The 16,902-nt window shown below is 59.8% G+C and carries 19 protein-coding genes and 1 tRNA gene; 8 read left to right on the top strand and 12 right to left on the bottom strand.

All coding sequences use genetic code 11. From position 1 onward, the window contains the following. Positions 1-56: 56 nt before the first annotated feature. Positions 57-239 (bottom strand): DUF3553 domain-containing protein, encoded by a 183-nt coding sequence (locus BUB53_RS00210; protein WP_073031381.1) that lies wholly within the window; start codon positions 237-239, stop codon positions 57-59. Between the two features lie 27 nt (positions 240-266). Here BUB53_RS00210 and BUB53_RS00205 point away from each other — a divergent pair, with 27 nt between their 5' ends. Next, positions 267-872 (top strand): histidine phosphotransferase family protein, encoded by a 606-nt coding sequence (locus BUB53_RS00205; protein WP_073031380.1) that lies wholly within the window; start codon positions 267-269, stop codon positions 870-872. Here BUB53_RS00205 and BUB53_RS00200 read toward each other — a convergent pair. From BUB53_RS00200 to BUB53_RS00165, 8 genes are all read right to left on the bottom strand, one after another. Continuing rightward, positions 869-2,134 carry a glutamate-5-semialdehyde dehydrogenase gene (locus tag BUB53_RS00200; protein WP_073031378.1) on the bottom strand — a complete coding sequence of 422 codons (1,266 nt, stop codon included), beginning with the start codon at positions 2,132-2,134 and terminating at the stop codon, positions 869-871. The two genes, BUB53_RS00205 and BUB53_RS00200, sit on opposite strands and share 4 nt — an antisense overlap. A gap of 47 nt (positions 2,135-2,181) precedes the next feature. Next, positions 2,182-3,288 carry a glutamate 5-kinase gene (gene proB, locus BUB53_RS00195; protein ID WP_073031376.1) on the bottom strand — a complete coding sequence of 369 codons (1,107 nt, stop codon included), beginning with the start codon at positions 3,286-3,288 and terminating at the stop codon, positions 2,182-2,184. After that, the gene (gene obgE / locus BUB53_RS00190) at positions 3,276-4,313 is read right to left on the bottom strand and encodes a GTPase ObgE (protein ID WP_073031374.1); all 1,038 of its coding nucleotides are present in this window, start codon (positions 4,311-4,313) and stop codon (positions 3,276-3,278) included. Before obgE ends, proB begins: the two co-directional genes overlap by 13 nt. Before the next feature lie 31 nt (positions 4,314-4,344). After that, the gene (locus BUB53_RS00185) at positions 4,345-4,884 is read right to left on the bottom strand and encodes a GNAT family N-acetyltransferase (RefSeq protein WP_073031372.1); all 540 of its coding nucleotides are present in this window, start codon (positions 4,882-4,884) and stop codon (positions 4,345-4,347) included. A 170-nt stretch (positions 4,885-5,054) separates the two neighbouring features. Continuing rightward, the gene (rpmA, locus tag BUB53_RS00180; RefSeq protein WP_073031371.1) at positions 5,055-5,324 is read right to left on the bottom strand and encodes a 50S ribosomal protein L27; all 270 of its coding nucleotides are present in this window, start codon (positions 5,322-5,324) and stop codon (positions 5,055-5,057) included. 14 nt (positions 5,325-5,338) lie between these two features. Beyond that, positions 5,339-6,001 (bottom strand): 50S ribosomal protein L21, encoded by a 663-nt coding sequence (locus BUB53_RS00175; protein WP_073033639.1) that lies wholly within the window; start codon positions 5,999-6,001, stop codon positions 5,339-5,341. A gap of 194 nt (positions 6,002-6,195) precedes the next feature. Further along, positions 6,196-7,035: a DUF2059 domain-containing protein gene (locus tag BUB53_RS00170; protein WP_073031369.1), complete on the bottom strand. Its 840-nt coding sequence runs from the start codon at positions 7,033-7,035 to the stop codon at positions 6,196-6,198. Beyond that, positions 7,032-7,889 carry a DUF2059 domain-containing protein gene (locus BUB53_RS00165; RefSeq protein WP_229709467.1) on the bottom strand — a complete coding sequence of 286 codons (858 nt, stop codon included), beginning with the start codon at positions 7,887-7,889 and terminating at the stop codon, positions 7,032-7,034. Before BUB53_RS00165 ends, BUB53_RS00170 begins: the two co-directional genes overlap by 4 nt. Before the next feature lie 119 nt (positions 7,890-8,008). Here BUB53_RS00165 and BUB53_RS00160 point away from each other — a divergent pair. Together BUB53_RS00160 and BUB53_RS00155 are read left to right on the top strand one after the other, a co-directional pair. Further along, positions 8,009-8,098, top strand: a tRNA-Ser gene (locus BUB53_RS00160). A gap of 159 nt (positions 8,099-8,257) precedes the next feature. After that, positions 8,258-8,464 carry a hypothetical protein gene (locus BUB53_RS00155; RefSeq protein WP_073031366.1) on the top strand — a complete coding sequence of 69 codons (207 nt, stop codon included), beginning with the start codon at positions 8,258-8,260 and terminating at the stop codon, positions 8,462-8,464. Positions 8,465-8,479: 15 nt separating this feature from the next. On the opposite strand, the gene BUB53_RS00150 is transcribed toward BUB53_RS00155, so the two are convergent. After that, a complete protein-coding gene (locus BUB53_RS00150; RefSeq protein WP_073031364.1) occupies positions 8,480-9,196 on the bottom strand; it encodes an RlmE family RNA methyltransferase in 717 nt (238 codons plus the stop codon). After that, positions 9,196-10,308, bottom strand: coding sequence for a Ppx/GppA phosphatase family protein (locus tag BUB53_RS00145; protein WP_073031363.1), 1,113 nt, complete (start codon positions 10,306-10,308; stop codon positions 9,196-9,198). The genes BUB53_RS00150 and BUB53_RS00145 overlap by 1 nt, the downstream gene beginning before the upstream one ends. 234 nt (positions 10,309-10,542) lie before the next feature. Between BUB53_RS00145 and BUB53_RS00140 the strand changes: the two genes are divergently transcribed. From BUB53_RS00140 to BUB53_RS00130, 3 genes are read left to right on the top strand one after another with little or no spacing between them, the layout of a single operon-like run. Further along, positions 10,543-10,839: a virulence factor gene (locus BUB53_RS00140; RefSeq protein WP_073031361.1), complete on the top strand. Its 297-nt coding sequence runs from the start codon at positions 10,543-10,545 to the stop codon at positions 10,837-10,839. 26 nt (positions 10,840-10,865) lie between these two features. Then, positions 10,866-11,801, top strand: a complete 936-nt coding sequence (locus BUB53_RS00135; protein WP_073031359.1) for a methylenetetrahydrofolate reductase — start codon at positions 10,866-10,868, stop codon at positions 11,799-11,801. A 20-nt stretch (positions 11,802-11,821) separates the two neighbouring features. Continuing rightward, complete coding sequence (locus tag BUB53_RS00130; protein WP_073031358.1) at positions 11,822-12,889, top strand: methyltetrahydrofolate cobalamin methyltransferase; 1,068 nt, start codon at positions 11,822-11,824, stop codon at positions 12,887-12,889. Positions 12,890-12,979: 90 nt separating this feature from the next. On the opposite strand, the gene BUB53_RS00125 is transcribed toward BUB53_RS00130, so the two are convergent. Next, positions 12,980-13,636, bottom strand: coding sequence for a response regulator (locus BUB53_RS00125; protein ID WP_373285759.1), 657 nt, complete (start codon positions 13,634-13,636; stop codon positions 12,980-12,982). A 109-nt stretch (positions 13,637-13,745) separates the two neighbouring features. On the opposite strand from BUB53_RS00125, the gene BUB53_RS00120 reads away from it, so the two are divergent. Next, complete coding sequence (locus BUB53_RS00120; RefSeq protein ID WP_073031354.1) at positions 13,746-14,246, top strand: putative pterin-binding protein; 501 nt, start codon at positions 13,746-13,748, stop codon at positions 14,244-14,246. 21 nt (positions 14,247-14,267) lie between these two features. Continuing rightward, positions 14,268-16,844 (top strand): ATP-binding protein, encoded by a 2,577-nt coding sequence (locus tag BUB53_RS00115; RefSeq protein WP_073031351.1) that lies wholly within the window; start codon positions 14,268-14,270, stop codon positions 16,842-16,844. Positions 16,845-16,902 lie beyond the last annotated feature (58 nt).

Here is a 16,902-nt window from a genome sequence, read left to right as displayed (position 1 = left end):
CGGTCTGAAAAAGTGGCGATCACCCCCAAGGCTCGTTAACCGTTTGATAACCAAAATTATGGATCAATCACGGGAACAAGTCCAATACGTGAACCATCAATCACGACCTTTCCAACCTCTTGAAAGTTCACGGTAATCCTGTTGCCAATATTGGACTGAACCTGCCCGGTTCCCCAATCCGGCTGATCGGGGTGGCGCACCAGCATACCGGGTTCCAGCAACGCGTTCAGGTCTGACATCGCCTGTCCTGTCTTAGGGAGTTAAACATGACCCATCATAGCGACATGATAGCGGCACTGGTAGGGTCACGCATCTGCCACGACCTGATCAGCCCCGCAGGGGCTGTCAGCAACGGGATCGAACTCCTGGGCATGGCGGGGACGACCGATGGACCGGAAATGCAACTTCTGCGCGACAGCGCCGCCACCACCAACGCCAGGATTCGCTTGTTTCGTCTGGCTTTCGGGCAGGCATCTGACGGGCAAGGCGTAGCCCGTGATGAGATCACAGGCCTTCTGTCGAAACTTTACGAAAACGGGCGGATCAGGATAGCGACCTTCCCCGATCAGGATTTCGACAGGGTGCAGGCCAAGGCCCTGATTCTGGCGGTGCTTTGCGCCGAACACGCGTTGCCCTTTGGCGGGCAGCTACGTGTGAGCATACATGAGGGCCTGTTTCAAATCCGTGCCGAAAGCGACAGGCTCGGCGCCGACCCGGCCCTTTGGGCCTTGTTGCAAGGCGATCCCACGACCGATGCGCAAGACGTGCCGCCCTCTGCCGTCGAGTTTCTGCTGCTGCCGCGACTGCTCGGGCGGATGGGTCGCCGCTGTGAGGTGCAGATCACCGGCAAAACCGCTGAAATTACCTTTTAGCTGCGGATCGCGCCGTCGGACTCGACCAGATACTTGAAGCTCGTCAGCTGCGTCGCCCCCACCGGGCCGCGCGCGTGCAGCTTGCCCGTGGCGATACCGATTTCCGCGCCCATGCCGAATTCGCCACCATCGGCGAACTGGGTCGACGCATTGCGCATCAGGATCGCGCTGTCCAACTGCCTGAAGAACTTCGATGCAGCCTGATCGTCTTCGGTGATGATACAATCGGTATGATGCGAGCTATGACGCCGGATATGCGCGATCGCCTCGTCCTCATCCGCCACCATCCGGGCGGCGACAATACTGTCGAGAAACTCCTTGCCCCAATCGTCATCGCCCGCGGCGTGTGTTCCGGGGATGACTTGCAGGGTTTCGTCGGCCCGCACCTCGACACCGGCGTCGATCAATGCCCGCAGAAGCCCCTGTCCGATCGTATCCACAACGTCATGATGAATCAGCAGGCATTCGACCGCGCCACAAATTCCGGTGCGGCGGGTCTTGGCGTTCATCACCACCTTCAGCGCCTTTTCAGGGTCGGCCTCGCGGTCGATATAGATATGCACGATCCCTTCGAGATGCGCAAAGACGGGCACGCGCGCCTCGCGCTGGACCAGCCCGACCAGCCCCTTGCCACCACGGGGAACGATCACGTCAATCATGTCCACCATGGTCAGCATTTCCTGCACGGCGGCTCGGTCCCGCGTGGGCACCAGTTGTACCGCATCTTCGGGCAAACCGGCGGCACGCAACCCTTCGACAAGGCAGGCATGGATCGACCCGGAGGAGTGAAAGCTTTCCGATCCGCCCCGCAGGATCACCGCGTTCCCCGATTTCAGGCACAGCGCCCCGGCATCGGCCGTGACGTTGGGGCGGCTCTCATAGATCACGCCAATCACCCCGATAGGCGTGCGCACCCGGCGGATATGAAGGCCCGACTCCATGTCCCATTCGGCCATGACCTCGCCCACCGGGTCGGGTTGCGCGGCCACGGCACGCAGCCCGTCAACAACCCCCCTGATCCGATCCTCGGTCAAAAGCAGGCGATCCATCATCGCCTCGGTCAGTCCCTTGTCGCGACCATAGGCGAGATCCTTTTCGTTCGCCTCGATGATCTCGGCACGGCGAGCCCAGACGGACTCGGCGGCGCTCTGCAACGCCTGCGCCTTGCTTTCCGACGTGGCAACAGCCAGCTCTGCCGCTGCGGCTTTGGCACGGGCACCGATATCGGCCATCAGGGCGGGAATGTTATCTGTATCGCTCATCGGGTCATATCCTTGAAAGTCGGCTTCAGTCTGTTTTCGGAGGTGGTTCAGAACACCATATCATCACGGTGAATCAATGGCCCACGAGGTGGATAGCCCAGAACCGGCTCGATTTGCGCCGAACGAAGCCCCTTGATCTGATCTGCATCCGCAGCATCATAGCGCGTCAGCCCCTGCCCCAGAACATGGCCCTCGGGATCGACGATTTCCAGCGGATCGCCGCGCCCGAAACGCCCCTCGATGGCCTTTACGCCGGCGGGCAACAGGCTGCTGCCGCTGCGCAGCGCGCGTGCCGCCCCGGCATCCACCACGACGCGCCCGCGCGGCTTCATCGCCGCGATCCACGCCTTGCGTTTCTGTTGCGGATCGCCCTGTGCCTTGAACCACGTCGCCGCCGCGCCGTTGACCAGTGCCTGAACGGGATTGGACACCGAACCTTCGGTGATCGCCATGTCACAGCCCGCCGCTGTGGCGGTCTTGGCTGCCATCAGCTTGGTTTTCATTCCCCCCTTGGACAGGCCCGACCCCGCGTCGCCAGCCATGGCTTCGATCTCGGGGGTGATCGTTTCGATCACGTCAAAACGGCGCGCATCCGGGTTTTGTAACGGGTTGGCCGAATAGAACCCGTCGACATCCGATAACAGAATCAACTGATCGGCCCCTGCGGTCACCGCCACCTGCGCAGCCATCCGATCATTGTCGCCATAGCGGATCTCATCCGTTGCGACCGTGTCGTTTTCATTGACGATAGGCACCGCGCCCAGGCTCAGCAATTGCTCCAGCGTTGCACGCGAGTTCAGATAGCGGCGGCGGTCGGCGCTGTCTTCCAGCGTGACCAGGACCTGCGCGGCCTGCAATCCATGTTCAGCCAGAGCCTCTGCATAGGCGCGGGCCAATTGGATTTGCCCGACTGAGGCCGCCGCCTGCGATTGTTCGAGCGTGAGTTCCGACATCGGCAGTCCAAGCGCCCCGCGACCAAGAGCGATAGACCCTGACGAGACAAGGATCACATCCTTGCCCTGATCCCGCAACCACGCAACGTCCTGCACAAGCGCGCGCAGCCAAGCCGCGCGCAACTGGCCGCTGTCGCGATCCACCAGCAGCGCCGAACCGATCTTGATGACCAGCCGTTTGGCCTCGGTCACGGCTGCCACGGCTCGGGCTCTTCATCTTGAGAGGTGCGGCGCAGGCGGTCGTCGTCGATCCGGGAACGCAGCGCACGCAACACCTCGGTCGTGCCCTGACGTGCGACACCCGACATTTCCAGTACCGTATCGCCACAAGCCTGTTCCAGTTCGGCCCGCGCAGCGGCACGTTCTTCTTCATCCAGTGCGTCGATCTTGTTCAGGACGGTGACACGCGGTTTATCGGCCAGATCGCCGCCATAGGCCTCCAGTTCATGAATGATGGTGCCGTAATCCTCGGCGATGGTTTCCGAGGTGCCGTCCACCAGATGCAACAAAACCGCGCAGCGCTCGACATGCCCGAGGAACAGATCGCCAAGGCCCCTGCCCTCGCTTGCGCCGCCGATCAGGCCGGGGATGTCGGCCACGACGAATTCGACCTCGTCCACGCCCACGACCCCCAGATTGGGATGCAGCGTGGTGAACGGGTAATCCGCGATCTTGGGGCGGGCGTTCGACGTGGCGGCCAGGAAGGTCGACTTGCCCGCATTGGGCAAACCCAGAAGGCCCACATCGGCAATCAGCTTCAGCCGCAGCCACAGGGTACGCTCCACCCCTGGCTGGCCCGGATTGGAGCGGCGCGGTGCCTGATTGGTCGAGCTTTTGAAATGCAGGTTGCCCCACCCCCCGTTGCCGCCCTTGGCCAGCAACACGCGCTGGCCCACCTCGGTCATATCGGCAATGACGGTTTCCTGATCCTCGTCCAGAATCTCGGTCCCGACGGGCACGCGCAGCACGATGTGGTCGCCATCCTTGCCGGTGCGTTGCTTGCCCATTCCGGGCTGGCCATTTTTTGCAAAGAAATGCTGCTGATAGCGAAAGTCGATCAGCGTGTTCAGGCCGTCGACAGCCTCGGCCCAGACCGACCCGCCCGTGCCACCGTCTCCGCCATCGGGACCGCCGTATTCGATATATTTTTCGCGGCGGAAGCTGATACAACCGCCACCGCCGCTGCCGGACCGGATATAGACCTTTGCCAAATCGAGAAATTTCATGTCGTCTCCTTAAGCAAAGGTCTCACCCGGCTCAATCCATTTTGAGGCTGTAGGTCCAGGTGGCGACCTTTGCATTGCGCGCCACACTGAACGATTCCGCGTCCCCGAGATACTGGAATCCGTTGTTGGTCAACACCCGCGCCGAAGCCGCATTGTCCTGAAACACGGTGGCAAAGAAGGTCCGGCATTCCAACGGATTGGCACCGATCAAGGCCGCTACCGCGCTCGACGCCACGCCCGAGTTCCAATAGGCCGGGGCCACCCAATACCCGATTTCACACTGGTTGCGATCCATCCGGTCAAGGCTGATCACGCCCATCAGTTCGGGACCGCCTGCTTTCGTGCCGTCCATCGCCCAGACATATTCATCGTTTGCATCGTCGCAAACACGCGCAACGAACGCCTCAGTCGTACCCGGTGGCAAGGGATGGGGGATCGAGGTCGTTGCCTTTGCGACGCGTTCGTCACCGGTATAAAATTCGATCAAACCGGCATCCGAGACGCGCAACGGGCGCAGGTCGAACCTGTCTGCCTCGATCACGGGCCGATTAACGATGGGGTCATGTAACATTCGCCTTCTCCTCCTGGCGATACGGATGAACAATGATCACTTGGGACTGGCCTGTCTCCTCTTCAAGCGCGGTCCGTCAATCGTCAGGCGATGCGCCCGATTGCCCAAACAACGAAAAAGGGACCGGCGTTTCCGCCGATCCCCTGGATTTCTAACCCTGTACGGTCGGCTTACTCGGCGGCCTCTGCCGCTGGCATGACCGAAATGAAGGTGCGGCCCTTGAGGCCTTTGTGGAATTTCACAGCACCTTCGACGGTGGCGAACAACGTGTGGTCCCTGCCCTGGCCAACATTGGCACCGGGCCAGAACTTGTTGCCGCGCTGACGCACGATGATGTTGCCGGGAATGACGGCTTCGCCGCCATATTTCTTGACGCCAAGGCGGCGACCCGCTGAGTCGCGACCGTTACGGGAGGAACCGCCTGCTTTCTTGTGTGCCATATCGTGTTACTCCTTTAGCCCTTGACCAGTTCTTTGGCCTGATCGACCCAGCCTTCACGCTCGATCCGGCCTTTGAAGGACAGCTTTTCATCCATATCAGCAATGTCCGCTTCGGTCCATGCTGCGATCTGCGCGAAGGTGGTGACACCGGCTTCGTGCAGTTTTTTCTCCAGCGCGGGGCCTACGCCCGACAGCTGTTTCAGGTCGTCACCAGCGGCATCGGCCTTCTTGGCGGCTTTCTTGGGCGCGTCTTTCTTGGCTTCGGCCTTTTTCGGCTCGGCTTTCTTGGCTTCGACAGCACCGGCGGCCACGGCAGCGACCGACCCGGCACCGACAGCGGCCTTGACGCCCGACTTGTCGCCACCTTTTTCCAGAATCTCGGTCACACGCAACAGCGTCAGCTGCTGACGGTGGCCCACTGTGCGCTTGGAGCCATGCTTGCGGCGACGCTTGACGAACTTGATGACCTTGTCACCCTTGATCTGGTCGACCACCTCGGCCTGAACGGCCGCACCTTCAACGAAGGGCGCGCCGATTACCGGCTTGTCACCGCCCAGTATCAGAACTTCGTTGAACTGAACTTTTTCACCGGCATCGGCTGCCAGCTTCTCAACGCGCAGAACGTCACCCGACTGCACCTTGTACTGCTTGCCACCGGTTTTGAGAACCGCAAACATCTGCATTTCCTTTTCCATTGCCGCGTTCTGTGGTCGCCCGCGTCCCTCGCGGGTGTTTCCGGCCCCCTGGCCACCTCGAACTGCGCGCCCTTCATTCCAGGCGATAGTTACACCTCCCGCGCAGGATATCCTGCCGGGATGCGCGCTTATTCAAAAGATCGAGCTCGAAGTCAAGGGGCCGATCCCCTTAATCGTCAGAGTTTTTCGCTTTGCATATGCCGGGCCACGGCGCGGCCCAGAATATAGGACAACTCTTCGTACATGCGATTGAACGCGTCGAACATCGCCCGATTCAAAACACGCCCGGCCGGAGTACGGTAAAATTCGACATAGGCTTGCAAATCCTCTGGCGCCAAAGGCTCGTAGGCCATGAGAAGAAAGGCATTCATCCAGTTGCGCGCATCTTCGCGAACGGTGTCTTCCTGGCTCCAGACATCGGACAGGATATCGTCCTGCGACATCTCCAGTGCCCCACCGTCCACCAGCCCGTTATAAAACATCAGGTTCGAGTTCAGCGCTCCGGTGACATTTCGCTCGATCAGGTCGCTGTCGTGGATCAATTGCGCGATCTGATCCAGCACCGGCGCATTTTCGTCGCGGCGCTGTTCCAGGCGATCGCGTGCGGCTTCTTCCACCACGCTGTCCAGAAATGCCCGCCGCGCGGCAATTTCCAGCCCGACGATATTCTGCCCGCGCGGAGTTTGCAGAAAGTCCAGCATCGGCGTCAGGTCTTCGCCGGCCAGCGCATCGGCAAATCCCTGTTCGACAAGCGCACGCATCGTATCCGCGTCGTGGATGCGGTTCACGACCCTCTGCCAGCTAACCGCATCGGCATCGGGCAACATGTCGGCACCGACCTCCTTGCCATATGCCACACCCTCGTCGTGCATGACATGCACGGTTTCCTCGATTTGCAGGGCGTTCAGCAGCGCCTCGAATTGCGCCTGCGTTTCGTCAGCCGTGGCAGAGCCGGCCAGCAGAAGCCAACCGCCAAGCATGGCGCTCAGCATCAGCGAGGCCGCCCGCCTGATCATAGGTCCTGTCCCCGGTTCAGAGTGGCCATGCGCACGGCCAATACCTCGAACCGGCTGGCCATGATTTCATACTGGACGGCGTTCATCAATTCATAGACCCGTTGCATCTGCGGCTCTTTCAGTGCCTCAAGATACGCGACCAGATCGTCATTGGAAATATCACGATACGTATAAGCGGCTCCGGACAAGGCGGATTTACTCAACGAAACGCGCAGATCGGCCTCGTTGGCGCGCATCAGGGCGCGCAGCGCACCCTCGTCCAGTTCGTTTTCCAGAACCCCGGCATGAGACGCCGCCATCAGAAAGCGCATCTGCACTTCCTGAACGGCCCGCACAGCCACGTCATCGCCATTCACCGCAGTGGTCAATCCGCGCAGCACATCAATCCTTTGGTCGCCCCGTTCCACCATCTCACCGATCAGCGCCTCGCCCCGCTCGGCCTTGGCGGCATCATCCTCGGTCATGTGCGAGTCGTTCTCGACCTCGACCAGACGCTGCCCGAGCGGCGAGGCATAGAACGCAGCGGCATGGGTCAGCAGTTCGTCGCTCAGGGTTTGTTCCAGAATAACCAACGCAGTCTCACGCATCCCTTCGGTGTCAAACACGTCTTCCGCCGCGTGGCGCCATTCGGTTCCGAAATCACTGGCCTGCATACCAAGCATCTGCGGCGCATCGGTTGCAGACAGGGCGATACTATCCAGCGCAACACCGAATCCCGTTACCTCCAGAAACGCCTGCAACCTGTCGCGATCGACAGCCCTGGCCGGGAACGCCGCAACTGTAAGGGCAAGGATCGCCAGTATCAGCCGTACCGGGCGCATTGCGACTGCTGCTGATTGGGTCAGGACTGTCATGCGCGCTCCTTTCTCTGCAGGGCCTTTTTCCAACCTAGGTGAAAACGACGCATAAACAATGCAAAACCCCCCTTGTCATCGCCGCGAAAGGAAATTAAACGCAGCCTCCAGACCCCCGCGGAGAGGTGCCGGAGTGGTCGAACGGGGCGGTCTCGAAAACCGTTGATCCTTCACGGGATCCCAGGGTTCGAATCCCTGTCTCTCCGCCATTTATCCGGCTTCCGGATTGTCGATGGCATTCCATATCATGCATTGCGCTGCCGGCAATGACCCCCGATTTGCCATGCTTGGGCTATAATTTCGCACCGCTCTGGCCTTAATGCTTTGTCAAAGGTCATGTTGCATCCTTGCTGCGAAAGGTGGCAACCATGACCCGACCCGGACATCCTGTCTTTCCAGCCCGCCATGAGCGGCTGTTCGAACTGATCCGTCAGCGCAACATGGCGCGGGATGTCCAGTCGCGGCTGATCCTCGGTCAGCACAGGACATTGAGCGAGATGCAGGAACGGCAGGCATTTCTGGCAGACGCGGTACGCTCTCTGACGATCAGGCATGACCAATCGCCGATCACATAAGGAATGCGGACGATGTCAGCCCCGGAACCCGGTGGCGACCACGAATTTTTCGGAACTGTCGGGCCGTGATGCGGGCGGTTTGACGTTGGCCACCTTGGCAAACCGTTGTTTTAACAGTTTTTGCAACTCGCCCTCGGCCCCGCCCGCCAGTACCTTGGATACGAAGGTGCCGCCCTCTTCCAGCACGTCGAATGCCAGATAGGCCGCCGCCTCGCACAGCGCGATGATCCGCAGGTGATCGGTTTGCTTGTGCCCGGAACTGGCGGCAGCCATATCGCTCATCACCACGTCGGCCTTGCCGCCCAGCCAGGCCTTGACCTTCTCGTCGGCATCGTCCTCCATGAAATCGAGCTGGTGGATTTCACAACCCGCGATCGGTTCGACCTCCTGCAGATCGACCCCCAGAATGCGCCCTTGCGCCTTGCCCTGCTTTTCTCCGAGCGCGTTCACGCGCGGCACCGCCACCTGACACCACCCCCCCGGCGCACAGCCCAGATCAACCACACGCGCGCCCGGAACGAGGAACCGGTATTTGTCATCCAGTTCCATGATCTTGAACGCGGCGCGACCGCGATAGCCTTCGGCCTGTGCACGCTTGACATAAGGGTCGTTCAACTGCCGTTGCAGCCATCGTGTCGACGATGATTTACGCCCCCGCGCCGTCTTGACCTTGACCGTCAGGTCACGTTGCCCGCGCCCCGAGGTGTTCTTGCCGTCCGGTCGTTTCGCCATTACCCTTGTCCATCTTTCAGCGCGCCATCACCCGACATCAGCGCATATAGCATCCCCTCGCGCAGCCCCCTGTCAGCGACCGATAACCGGTCGGTGGGCCAGCAACGTAACAACGCTTGCAGAATCGCCGCACCGGACATGATCAAGGCCTGCCGGTCCATCCCGATCCTCGGGTCACGCCGCCGCCCCGCCGGTCCGAGCGCAAGGTATTTCCGAATGACGAGGTCGATCTCGTCGCTGGTCATGCACAACCCGTCCACCTTGTTGCGGTCATAGCGCCGCAATCCCAAATGACTGGCGGCCACGGTCGTGACGGTGCCGGATGTCCCGATAATCTGGAACCCGTCGCGGGATTGCTCATTCTTGTATGGCGCGAATTCGGCCAGGTTTTCTTCGAAAAACCAGCTCATCAATGCGAATCGTGCACTGTCGTCTTCGACATCGTGAAACTGGTCGCGCAACGTGGCCACGCCAAGCGGCACACTGATCCAGTCGACCACCCGCGCACCGGGGCGCCCATCGTCGGTGCGGTAAAATCCGCTGTGCATTCGCATGATCGCGCGAGAGCGCTCGGGCGCGGGGACATCGCGCAGGTCGATCCACACCAGTTCGGTCGATCCGCCGCCGATATCGACGACCAGCAATTGCTCGGTTCCGGGGTTGACCAGCGGCGCGCAGGACACCACGGCAAGCTGTGCCTCTTCCTGCGGCTTGATGATATCCAGATACAAGCCGGTTTCCTTGCGCACGCGGCTCAGAAACGATTTGCCGTTGCTTGCGCGTCGGCAAGCCTCGGTCGCGACCAGCCGCATACGACCCACATCATGGCGTCTGATCTTCTGCTGGCATACGCGCAGCGCCTGGAGCGTACGATAAATGGCCGAACGCGACAGCCGCCCGGTTTTCTCAAGCCCCGCCCCAAGCTGAACAGATTTCGAAAAGCTGTCCACGACTTTGAACTGATCGCCCTCGGGCCGGGCAATCAGCATACGACAACTGTTTGTGCCCAAATCCAGCGCGGCATAAAGGTCCGCCGGACCGGGGGAGCTCAGTGCGGGGCTCTCAACCTGTTTCGGGAGTGCGCCCGCACCGTTGGGACGCCTGGGCGCCATTTTGCACGCCCTCCATTTCGAGTTACGTTGAAAGTAGTGCTTCGGGCGGCGCGGCGCAAGCGCTGCCGCGCGTCACGATCATCATGAACGCTTTTCCGGCAGCGGGCTGTGGCGGCCCGCCCTGCCCGACAGTATTCTGAAAACGTCGCTTGATGCGCGCGTTCTGTCGAAAACCGTCCCCGCGCGTCGATGCGACTGCATTACAGAGGGACCACTGAGGAAGAGGAATCAGCGATGGTTGACGTCACAATCGTATATTGGCGGGACATTCCCGCGCAGGTGATCGTCGGCAAGGGCCGCCGGGGCGCGAAAAAGCAACTTCCCGAACGGTTCGAGCAGGCCATTGACCGCGCCGCGATGAAAATCGGCGCACAGGATACCGATGCCTATCTGGCCGAATGGCGCAAGGCCGCGCCCTATCCGGTCGAAGGCGATGCTTCCGAGGTGGCCGAGGCCGAAGCGGCCCGGTTGGACGCCGAATACGATCAGGAGCGCATCAAGGCCCTGATTGCAAATGATGGCTGGGCATGAAACCCGGATCGCTATGGGAGGCCGCAATGGCTTTGTTGAACTTCAGAAAGCGTGACGCAGGCGCTGCGGCCCCTGCCCCCGTGAATCCACAGGTCGAGGCCTTTCTCAAGGGCTATTCGATCGAGGTGATGCCGCGCACGGCCGAAAAGGTCGATACCTTCCGCGATCTTCTGCCCGAGGGGACGCGCGTCTACATTGCGCATATCGAAGGCACGCCGATTGACGACATGGTCGCCACCGCCGCTCGCCTGGCGCGCGAAGGTTATCCCGTCATGCCCCATTTCCCCGCCCGCATCATCCGGGATCAGGCCACTCTCGCCGACTGGATCGCCCGCTATCAGGGCGAGGCCGGGGTCGAACAGGCCCTGTTGCTGGCCGGTGGCGTGGACAAGCCGCACGGCACGTTCGACAGTTCCATGCAATTGCTGGAAAGCGGTGAATTCGACAAGGCGGGGTTCAAACGCCTGCATGTCGCCGGTCACCCTGAGGGCAACAAGGACATCGACCCCGACGGCAGCATGAAAAACGTCGAAGAGGCCCTGCGCTGGAAACAGAAATTCTCGGAGCGCACGGATGCGCAGATGGCGCTGGCCACGCAGTTCGCCTTTGACGCCAAGCCAATCATCGCCTGGGCAGACAACCTGCGCGAGGCCGGGGTCACCCTGCCCGTCCATATCGGCATCGCCGGCCCCGCCAAATTGCAGACACTGATCAAGTTCGCCATCGCCTGCGGCGTCGGCCCGTCTTTGAAAGTTCTGCAAAAACGCGCTATGGACGTGTCGAAGCTCCTGCTGCCCTACGAACCCACCGAGGTTCTGACCGATCTGGCCGCCCACAAGGCCGCCAACCCCGATTTCAATATCGAGTCGGTCCACTTCTTCCCGCTGGGCGGCATCAAGACCAACGCCACCTGGGCCATCGAACACGGTGGAACCTCCACCGTGCCCGCAAACGCATCCTGAGCGAAGGACAGAAAGAAAACATGACCCGCACAGTCGTCGAAAGCAAAACCAAAACCGCCATTATCGGGTTCGATCAGCCCTTTTGCGTGATCGGGGAACGGATCAACCCCACCGGTCGCAAGAAACTGGCAGCCGAGCTTGAGGCTGGCGATTTCTCGACCGTCGAAAAAGATGCCATCGCACAGGTCGGGGCCGGGGCGACCGTTCTCGATGTGAATGCCGGTGTCGTCTACAACTCGAACCCCAACCCGAACGAAACCGAACCACCGCTGATGACCAAGATGATCGAACTGGTTCAGGGGCTTGTCGATGTGCCGCTGTGCATCGACAGTTCGGTGCCCGGTGCGCTCAAGGCCGGACTCGAAGCTTGCGAAGGTCGCCCGTTGCTGAACTCGGTGACCGGCGAAGAGGATCGGCTTGAACTGGTTCTGCCGCTGGTCAAGAAATACAACGTGCCGGTCGTGGCAATTTCGAACGACGATACCGGCATTTCCGAAGACCCCGATGTACGCTTTGCCGTGGCCAAGAAGATCGTCGAGCGCGCCGCCGATTTCGGCATTCCCGCCCATGACATCGTCGTTGACCCGCTGGTCATGCCGATCGGCGCAATGGGCACTGCCGGTTTGCAGGTCTTTACCCTTGTCCGACGCCTGCGCGAAGAACTGGGCGTGAATACCACTTGCGGCGCCTCCAACATCAGCTTCGGCCTGCCCAACCGTCACGGCATCAACAATGCCTTCCTGCCGATGGCGATGGGCGCAGGTATGACCTCGGCCATCATGAACCCGGTGGCCCTACCGGTAAAACAATCTGAAATCGAGGCCAAAAAGGCCGAAGTGGCCGCGACGGGCCTTGAACTGCCCGCAGACATAGACGACGAAACCTTCTGCCAGTTGTTCGGTCTGGGGTCGACCATGCCGCGCCCCGGAAAAGAGATGGAGGCCATTCGCGCCGCCAACTTCCTGACCAACAACGACCCACATGGCGGCGAGTGGATCAAGTTCAACAAGGCTCCGGCCAAACCCGGCGAAGAGGCGGCCGGCGGTCGTGGCGGCCGCGCTGGCGGGCGCCGCCGCCGCCGCGCCTGACAATGTCTTTGTACCAGGAAAAAACCCCGCGCCGGTCATTCGGCGCGGGGTTTGCATTTCAATCGGCGTCTTGCAGGTGCCCTGTTCGCATCAGCACAGGTCGAGATCACGCGCCAGCATCGCCGCATGCGTCCGGTTGCGCGCATCCAGCTTGCGCGACAAGGTCTTGACATGCAGCTTGACGGTGACTTCCTGGATATCCAGATCGCGCGCAATCTCCTTGTTGGACATACCATCGGTCAACCGGCGCAGGACATCGGTTTCACGCGGTGTCAGCTTGACCTCTGACAATCCACGCCCCCGCTGCAGTTCGACATCCTCGGGCACATAGATTTCACCGGCGATCATATGCTCGACTGCCGCAACCAGAGCGTTGGGCGCCAATGTCTTTGGCACAAACCCCGCAGCGCCCATGCGCAGCGCCCGTTGCGCCACACCTGAGGGGGCCGTTCCCGACAATATCGCCACCGGGCCCGTCGTTTGCGCAATCATCCGGGTCAGACCGTTCAAGCCATCCATTTCGGGCATGGAATAATCAAGTAAAACAAGTTCGTAAGGGCCATTGTTGTTCTCTATGGCGAGAGCGTCATCAAGACTGCGGGCAGTCTCGATTTCAATGTCTGTTTGTTGGCGCAAATAATCCGCGATGGTTTCGCGTACCAAATCATGATCATCGGCGATCAGTATTTTTTTCATTGGGCCCTCTTTGACGGAGTCGCCGAACTTATAAGCCAATTCGCGATCCACTCTAGGCCCTACCTATCCGGTTGCATAGGGACATGGTGCGGTTTTCAGCACTATAATCTATGTAAGTATAACGCGATGCACGTTTTATTCGAGTTGAGGGGGCTATTCATTGACCCGGATTCTGGCAGGTTTTCTTCTGTTCGCATGCGTTTTGGCAACCGCATACGTGACCCCGGTTCGCTCAGAACCCGATACGGTGGTATTGTTCATAGACATCGACGATGGCGACTCCGAAACACATCATGTCGAGTTGACACTCAAAGACCTGCAGGCCCTGCCCGTCACGCAATTCGCGACCACAACCATCTGGACGAACGGACCACAGGTGTTCTCGGGCGTCTGGTTGTCCACCTTGCTGGAACACCTGGAAATCACCAGTGGCGTTATCGAGTTGCAGGCGATCAATGATTATCGTGTCAGCTTTCCGATCGAACAGATAGAGCCAAAGGGTGCACTGCTGGCGTATCAACGGAACGGGAATGTCATGACGGCACGCGAAAATGGGCCGCTCTGGCTTGTCTACGATTATGATTCAGACCCCGAATACAGATCCGAGACCTACTATTCGCGCAGTATCTGGCAACTGGACCGTATCAGCATTTCGCGCTAGCACGAGATATTATCGTTCCTGGTGGATCTCAATGTGACCCTCTTAAGTCCGTTTTTCAGCCGTCTGATGCGCCGCCGGGCGCAACTGATACTGTTAGGCGCACTTTCCCTCGGTTTTTTGTTCGCTACCAGCCTGTTGACGATACAGGTTTTCTTCAAGCTCGAAGAATATGGCAGTTCGTCGGTCGACAATATCGAATGGACCATGGCCCAGATCGAGGTCGAACAGGTCAAGTTGTCCGCTGCGCTGGAGAGGCTGGACAGCCCCACGCCCCAAAGAATTAACGATGCACGATCACGGTTCGACGTATTTTACAGCCGGATCAATACCATTCGGCAAAGTCAGACCTACAGCCGCGCGCTGAACGGAACCGAAGCGGAACGACAACTTCAGGACGTTCAGGATGTGCTGCAACAACTAATTCCGATCTTCGATGCCGGTGACGACGAATTTCTGGCTCGGCACCTCGGGGCAAAAAACGCAATCGACGGATTGACACCGGCCATCCGGCGAATGTCCAGTGCCGGCATCGCCATTGATGCGGATCGCAACGAAGCCGAACGTGCCGCACTTACCAACAAGCTGGTTCAGTTAACGGCTCTCAGCCTTTTGCTGTTGATAACCTTGCTGTCTCTCGCATTCCTGTTGTGGCGACTGTACCGGCTTTATCGAACCCGCGCGCTTGAAAACCGGGTTACCCTCAATCGGTTGGCAACGATTCTGAACACCTCGGAAGATGCGATTGTCGTTTTTCGTCCGGACGGTGAAATCGTCGATACCAACGATACCGCCCGCACCCTTTTCGGCCTTAGTCAAACGCGCGATCCGGATACCGCTCACCCTTCTCGGATTATTTCGGATATCCTTGGCCGGCAACAGCCAGACGGCAATGTGATGCCTGTGACCGGGCAGGAACTGGTCGATTCATGCGGCTCCGGACCTGGCCGCGTTGCCGCATCCATGGCCCGCAGGGCGGACGGGGTTTGGTTTCCGATCGAACTATCCGCCAATATAGCATCGCGATCCGGCGATAACGTCTGCATTTGTTTTCTCCGTGATATTTCGGATCGTCTCAGTGCCGAAGCCGAGGTCATGGCCGCACGCGACAAGGCGCTGTCCGGCGAACGCGCCAAGGCCACCTTTCTGGCCCGTATCAGCCACGAGATGCGCACGCCCCTGCACGGCATCCTCGGCACGTTGGATTTGCTGGAAGAAACAGCACTCAGTCCCGAGCAGTGGCGATACGCGGAAGTCATGAAATCCTCCGGCCAAATTCTCCTCAATCAAATCGATGACACTCTGGATGTCACGCAAGCGGATGATCTTGAACTCGCCATGTCGCCAGTCGCGTTCGATCTGGACCGGATGCTGGAGGATTTGATGTTCAGTCAGCGATCCGAGGCGCAGGCGCATAACACCACTTTGGAACAAATCCCGCGAAAAAACCCACTCGGCATGGCGTTTGGAGACCCGGAACGCGTTCAACAGATTTTGCTCAATCTCATTTCGAATGCCATCAAATTCACTCGGGAGGGGCGCATAACGCTCGAGGCAAGCAGGTCCGACGGTGATCAGCCGAATATCGTTGAATTTCAGGTATCCGATACGGGGATCGGGATTTCCCAATCGGATCTGCCACGTATCTTTGATGACTTTGTCCGCTTACCGACACCGGGTGACGATCCCGTTCAGGGAACGGGCCTTGGATTGGGCATCGCGCGCAACCTCGTCACATTGATGGGCGGGCAGATCGGCGCGGAAAGCATCGAGGGCGAAGGCAGCCTGTTCTGGGTGCGCCTGCCGCTGCCGGGCCGGTCCCCGGTTATTGCGGACAGCAGTACCAAGATCAAAATGCGCGCCGCGCGCCCCTCTCCACCTATGGCCGTTCTGTTGGTCGAAGATAACGAAACGAACAGGTTCGTCCTGCAACAGATGCTGCGTCTGGATGGTCATTCGGTAACGCTGGCTCATGATGGCGCCAAAGGTGTCGCCCTGGCCCGCGACAGAACATTCGACCTGATCCTCATGGACATCAACATGCCCGGGCTGGATGGAATCGCAGCAGCGCGCCAGATTCGACAGGCCGGAACCGGCGCGGCGAAAGCACGTATCGTGGCATTGACCGCCCATTATTCCATGGAATTATGGCCGTCCATGCGTAAGGCCGGCATAGACGAAGTACGCACCAAGCCCCTCGGCCTTGACGGGCTCAGGGATATCATGGGCAAGAAAAATGACCAAGCCGACTCTGCGGCACCATTGGTTTCCGATATCTACGAAGACATGCGGGCGGCCATTTCCCCAAAACGGCTTGACGCGCTGGTGCAGTCCTTTGTCGATGAGGGCGACACTATCATAGCACGAATTCAATCCGGGCAATTGGCCGCCGACACCGACACGGCCAATTTTCTACATCGTGTCGCCGGGTCCGGTGCCGTTCTCGGCGCGCTCCGGGTTCAGGGCCTGCTCGCGCATGCCGAGTCCGCAGCACGACATGGCGATCACGAGACCCTGAGCAAGGAACTTGAGAGCTTTGCGGATGTCTGGGCATCGACCGTCGAACAATTGCGGTCGCTGTCAGGAACATCTGCCGCCTGACACAATGATAAGGCGATGCTCGTATCCAGCTCCACAACCATAAGGTTGCTAAGTGTCA

The organism is Roseovarius pacificus (genome assembly GCF_900142665.1).
Taxonomy (GTDB): Bacteria; Pseudomonadota; Alphaproteobacteria; order Rhodobacterales; family Rhodobacteraceae; genus Roseovarius; species Roseovarius pacificus.
This window is presented reverse-complemented; position numbering and strand designations above follow the sequence as displayed.

What these genes read in the sequence shown, in the direction of transcription:
- BUB53_RS00130 (WP_073031358.1), top strand. Translation starts at nt 11,822, where the DNA reads ATGACCCGCACAGTCGTCGAAAGCAAAACCAAAACCGCCATTATCGGG.
- BUB53_RS00135 (WP_073031359.1), top strand. Translation starts at nt 10,866, where the DNA reads ATGGCTTTGTTGAACTTCAGAAAGCGTGACGCAGGCGCTGCGGCCCCT.
- BUB53_RS00210 (WP_073031381.1), bottom strand. Translation starts at nt 239, where the DNA reads ATGTCAGACCTGAACGCGTTGCTGGAACCCGGTATGCTGGTGCGCCAC.
- BUB53_RS00175 (WP_073033639.1), bottom strand. Translation starts at nt 6,001, where the DNA reads ATGTTTGCGGTTCTCAAAACCGGTGGCAAGCAGTACAAGGTGCAGTCG.
- BUB53_RS00185 (WP_073031372.1), bottom strand. Translation starts at nt 4,884, where the DNA reads ATGTTACATGACCCCATCGTTAATCGGCCCGTGATCGAGGCAGACAGG.
- obgE (WP_073031374.1), bottom strand. Translation starts at nt 4,313, where the DNA reads ATGAAATTTCTCGATTTGGCAAAGGTCTATATCCGGTCCGGCAGCGGC.
- BUB53_RS00170 (WP_073031369.1), bottom strand. Translation starts at nt 7,035, where the DNA reads ATGATCAGGCGGGCGGCCTCGCTGATGCTGAGCGCCATGCTTGGCGGT.
- BUB53_RS00165 (WP_229709467.1), bottom strand. Translation starts at nt 7,889, where the DNA reads ATGACAGTCCTGACCCAATCAGCAGCAGTCGCAATGCGCCCGGTACGG.
- BUB53_RS00140 (WP_073031361.1), top strand. Translation starts at nt 10,543, where the DNA reads ATGGTTGACGTCACAATCGTATATTGGCGGGACATTCCCGCGCAGGTG.
- BUB53_RS00155 (WP_073031366.1), top strand. Translation starts at nt 8,258, where the DNA reads ATGACCCGACCCGGACATCCTGTCTTTCCAGCCCGCCATGAGCGGCTG.
- rpmA (WP_073031371.1), bottom strand. Translation starts at nt 5,324, where the DNA reads ATGGCACACAAGAAAGCAGGCGGTTCCTCCCGTAACGGTCGCGACTCA.
- BUB53_RS00205 (WP_073031380.1), top strand. Translation starts at nt 267, where the DNA reads ATGACCCATCATAGCGACATGATAGCGGCACTGGTAGGGTCACGCATC.
- BUB53_RS00200 (WP_073031378.1), bottom strand. Translation starts at nt 2,134, where the DNA reads ATGAGCGATACAGATAACATTCCCGCCCTGATGGCCGATATCGGTGCC.
- BUB53_RS00150 (WP_073031364.1), bottom strand. Translation starts at nt 9,196, where the DNA reads ATGGCGAAACGACCGGACGGCAAGAACACCTCGGGGCGCGGGCAACGT.
- BUB53_RS00145 (WP_073031363.1), bottom strand. Translation starts at nt 10,308, where the DNA reads ATGGCGCCCAGGCGTCCCAACGGTGCGGGCGCACTCCCGAAACAGGTT.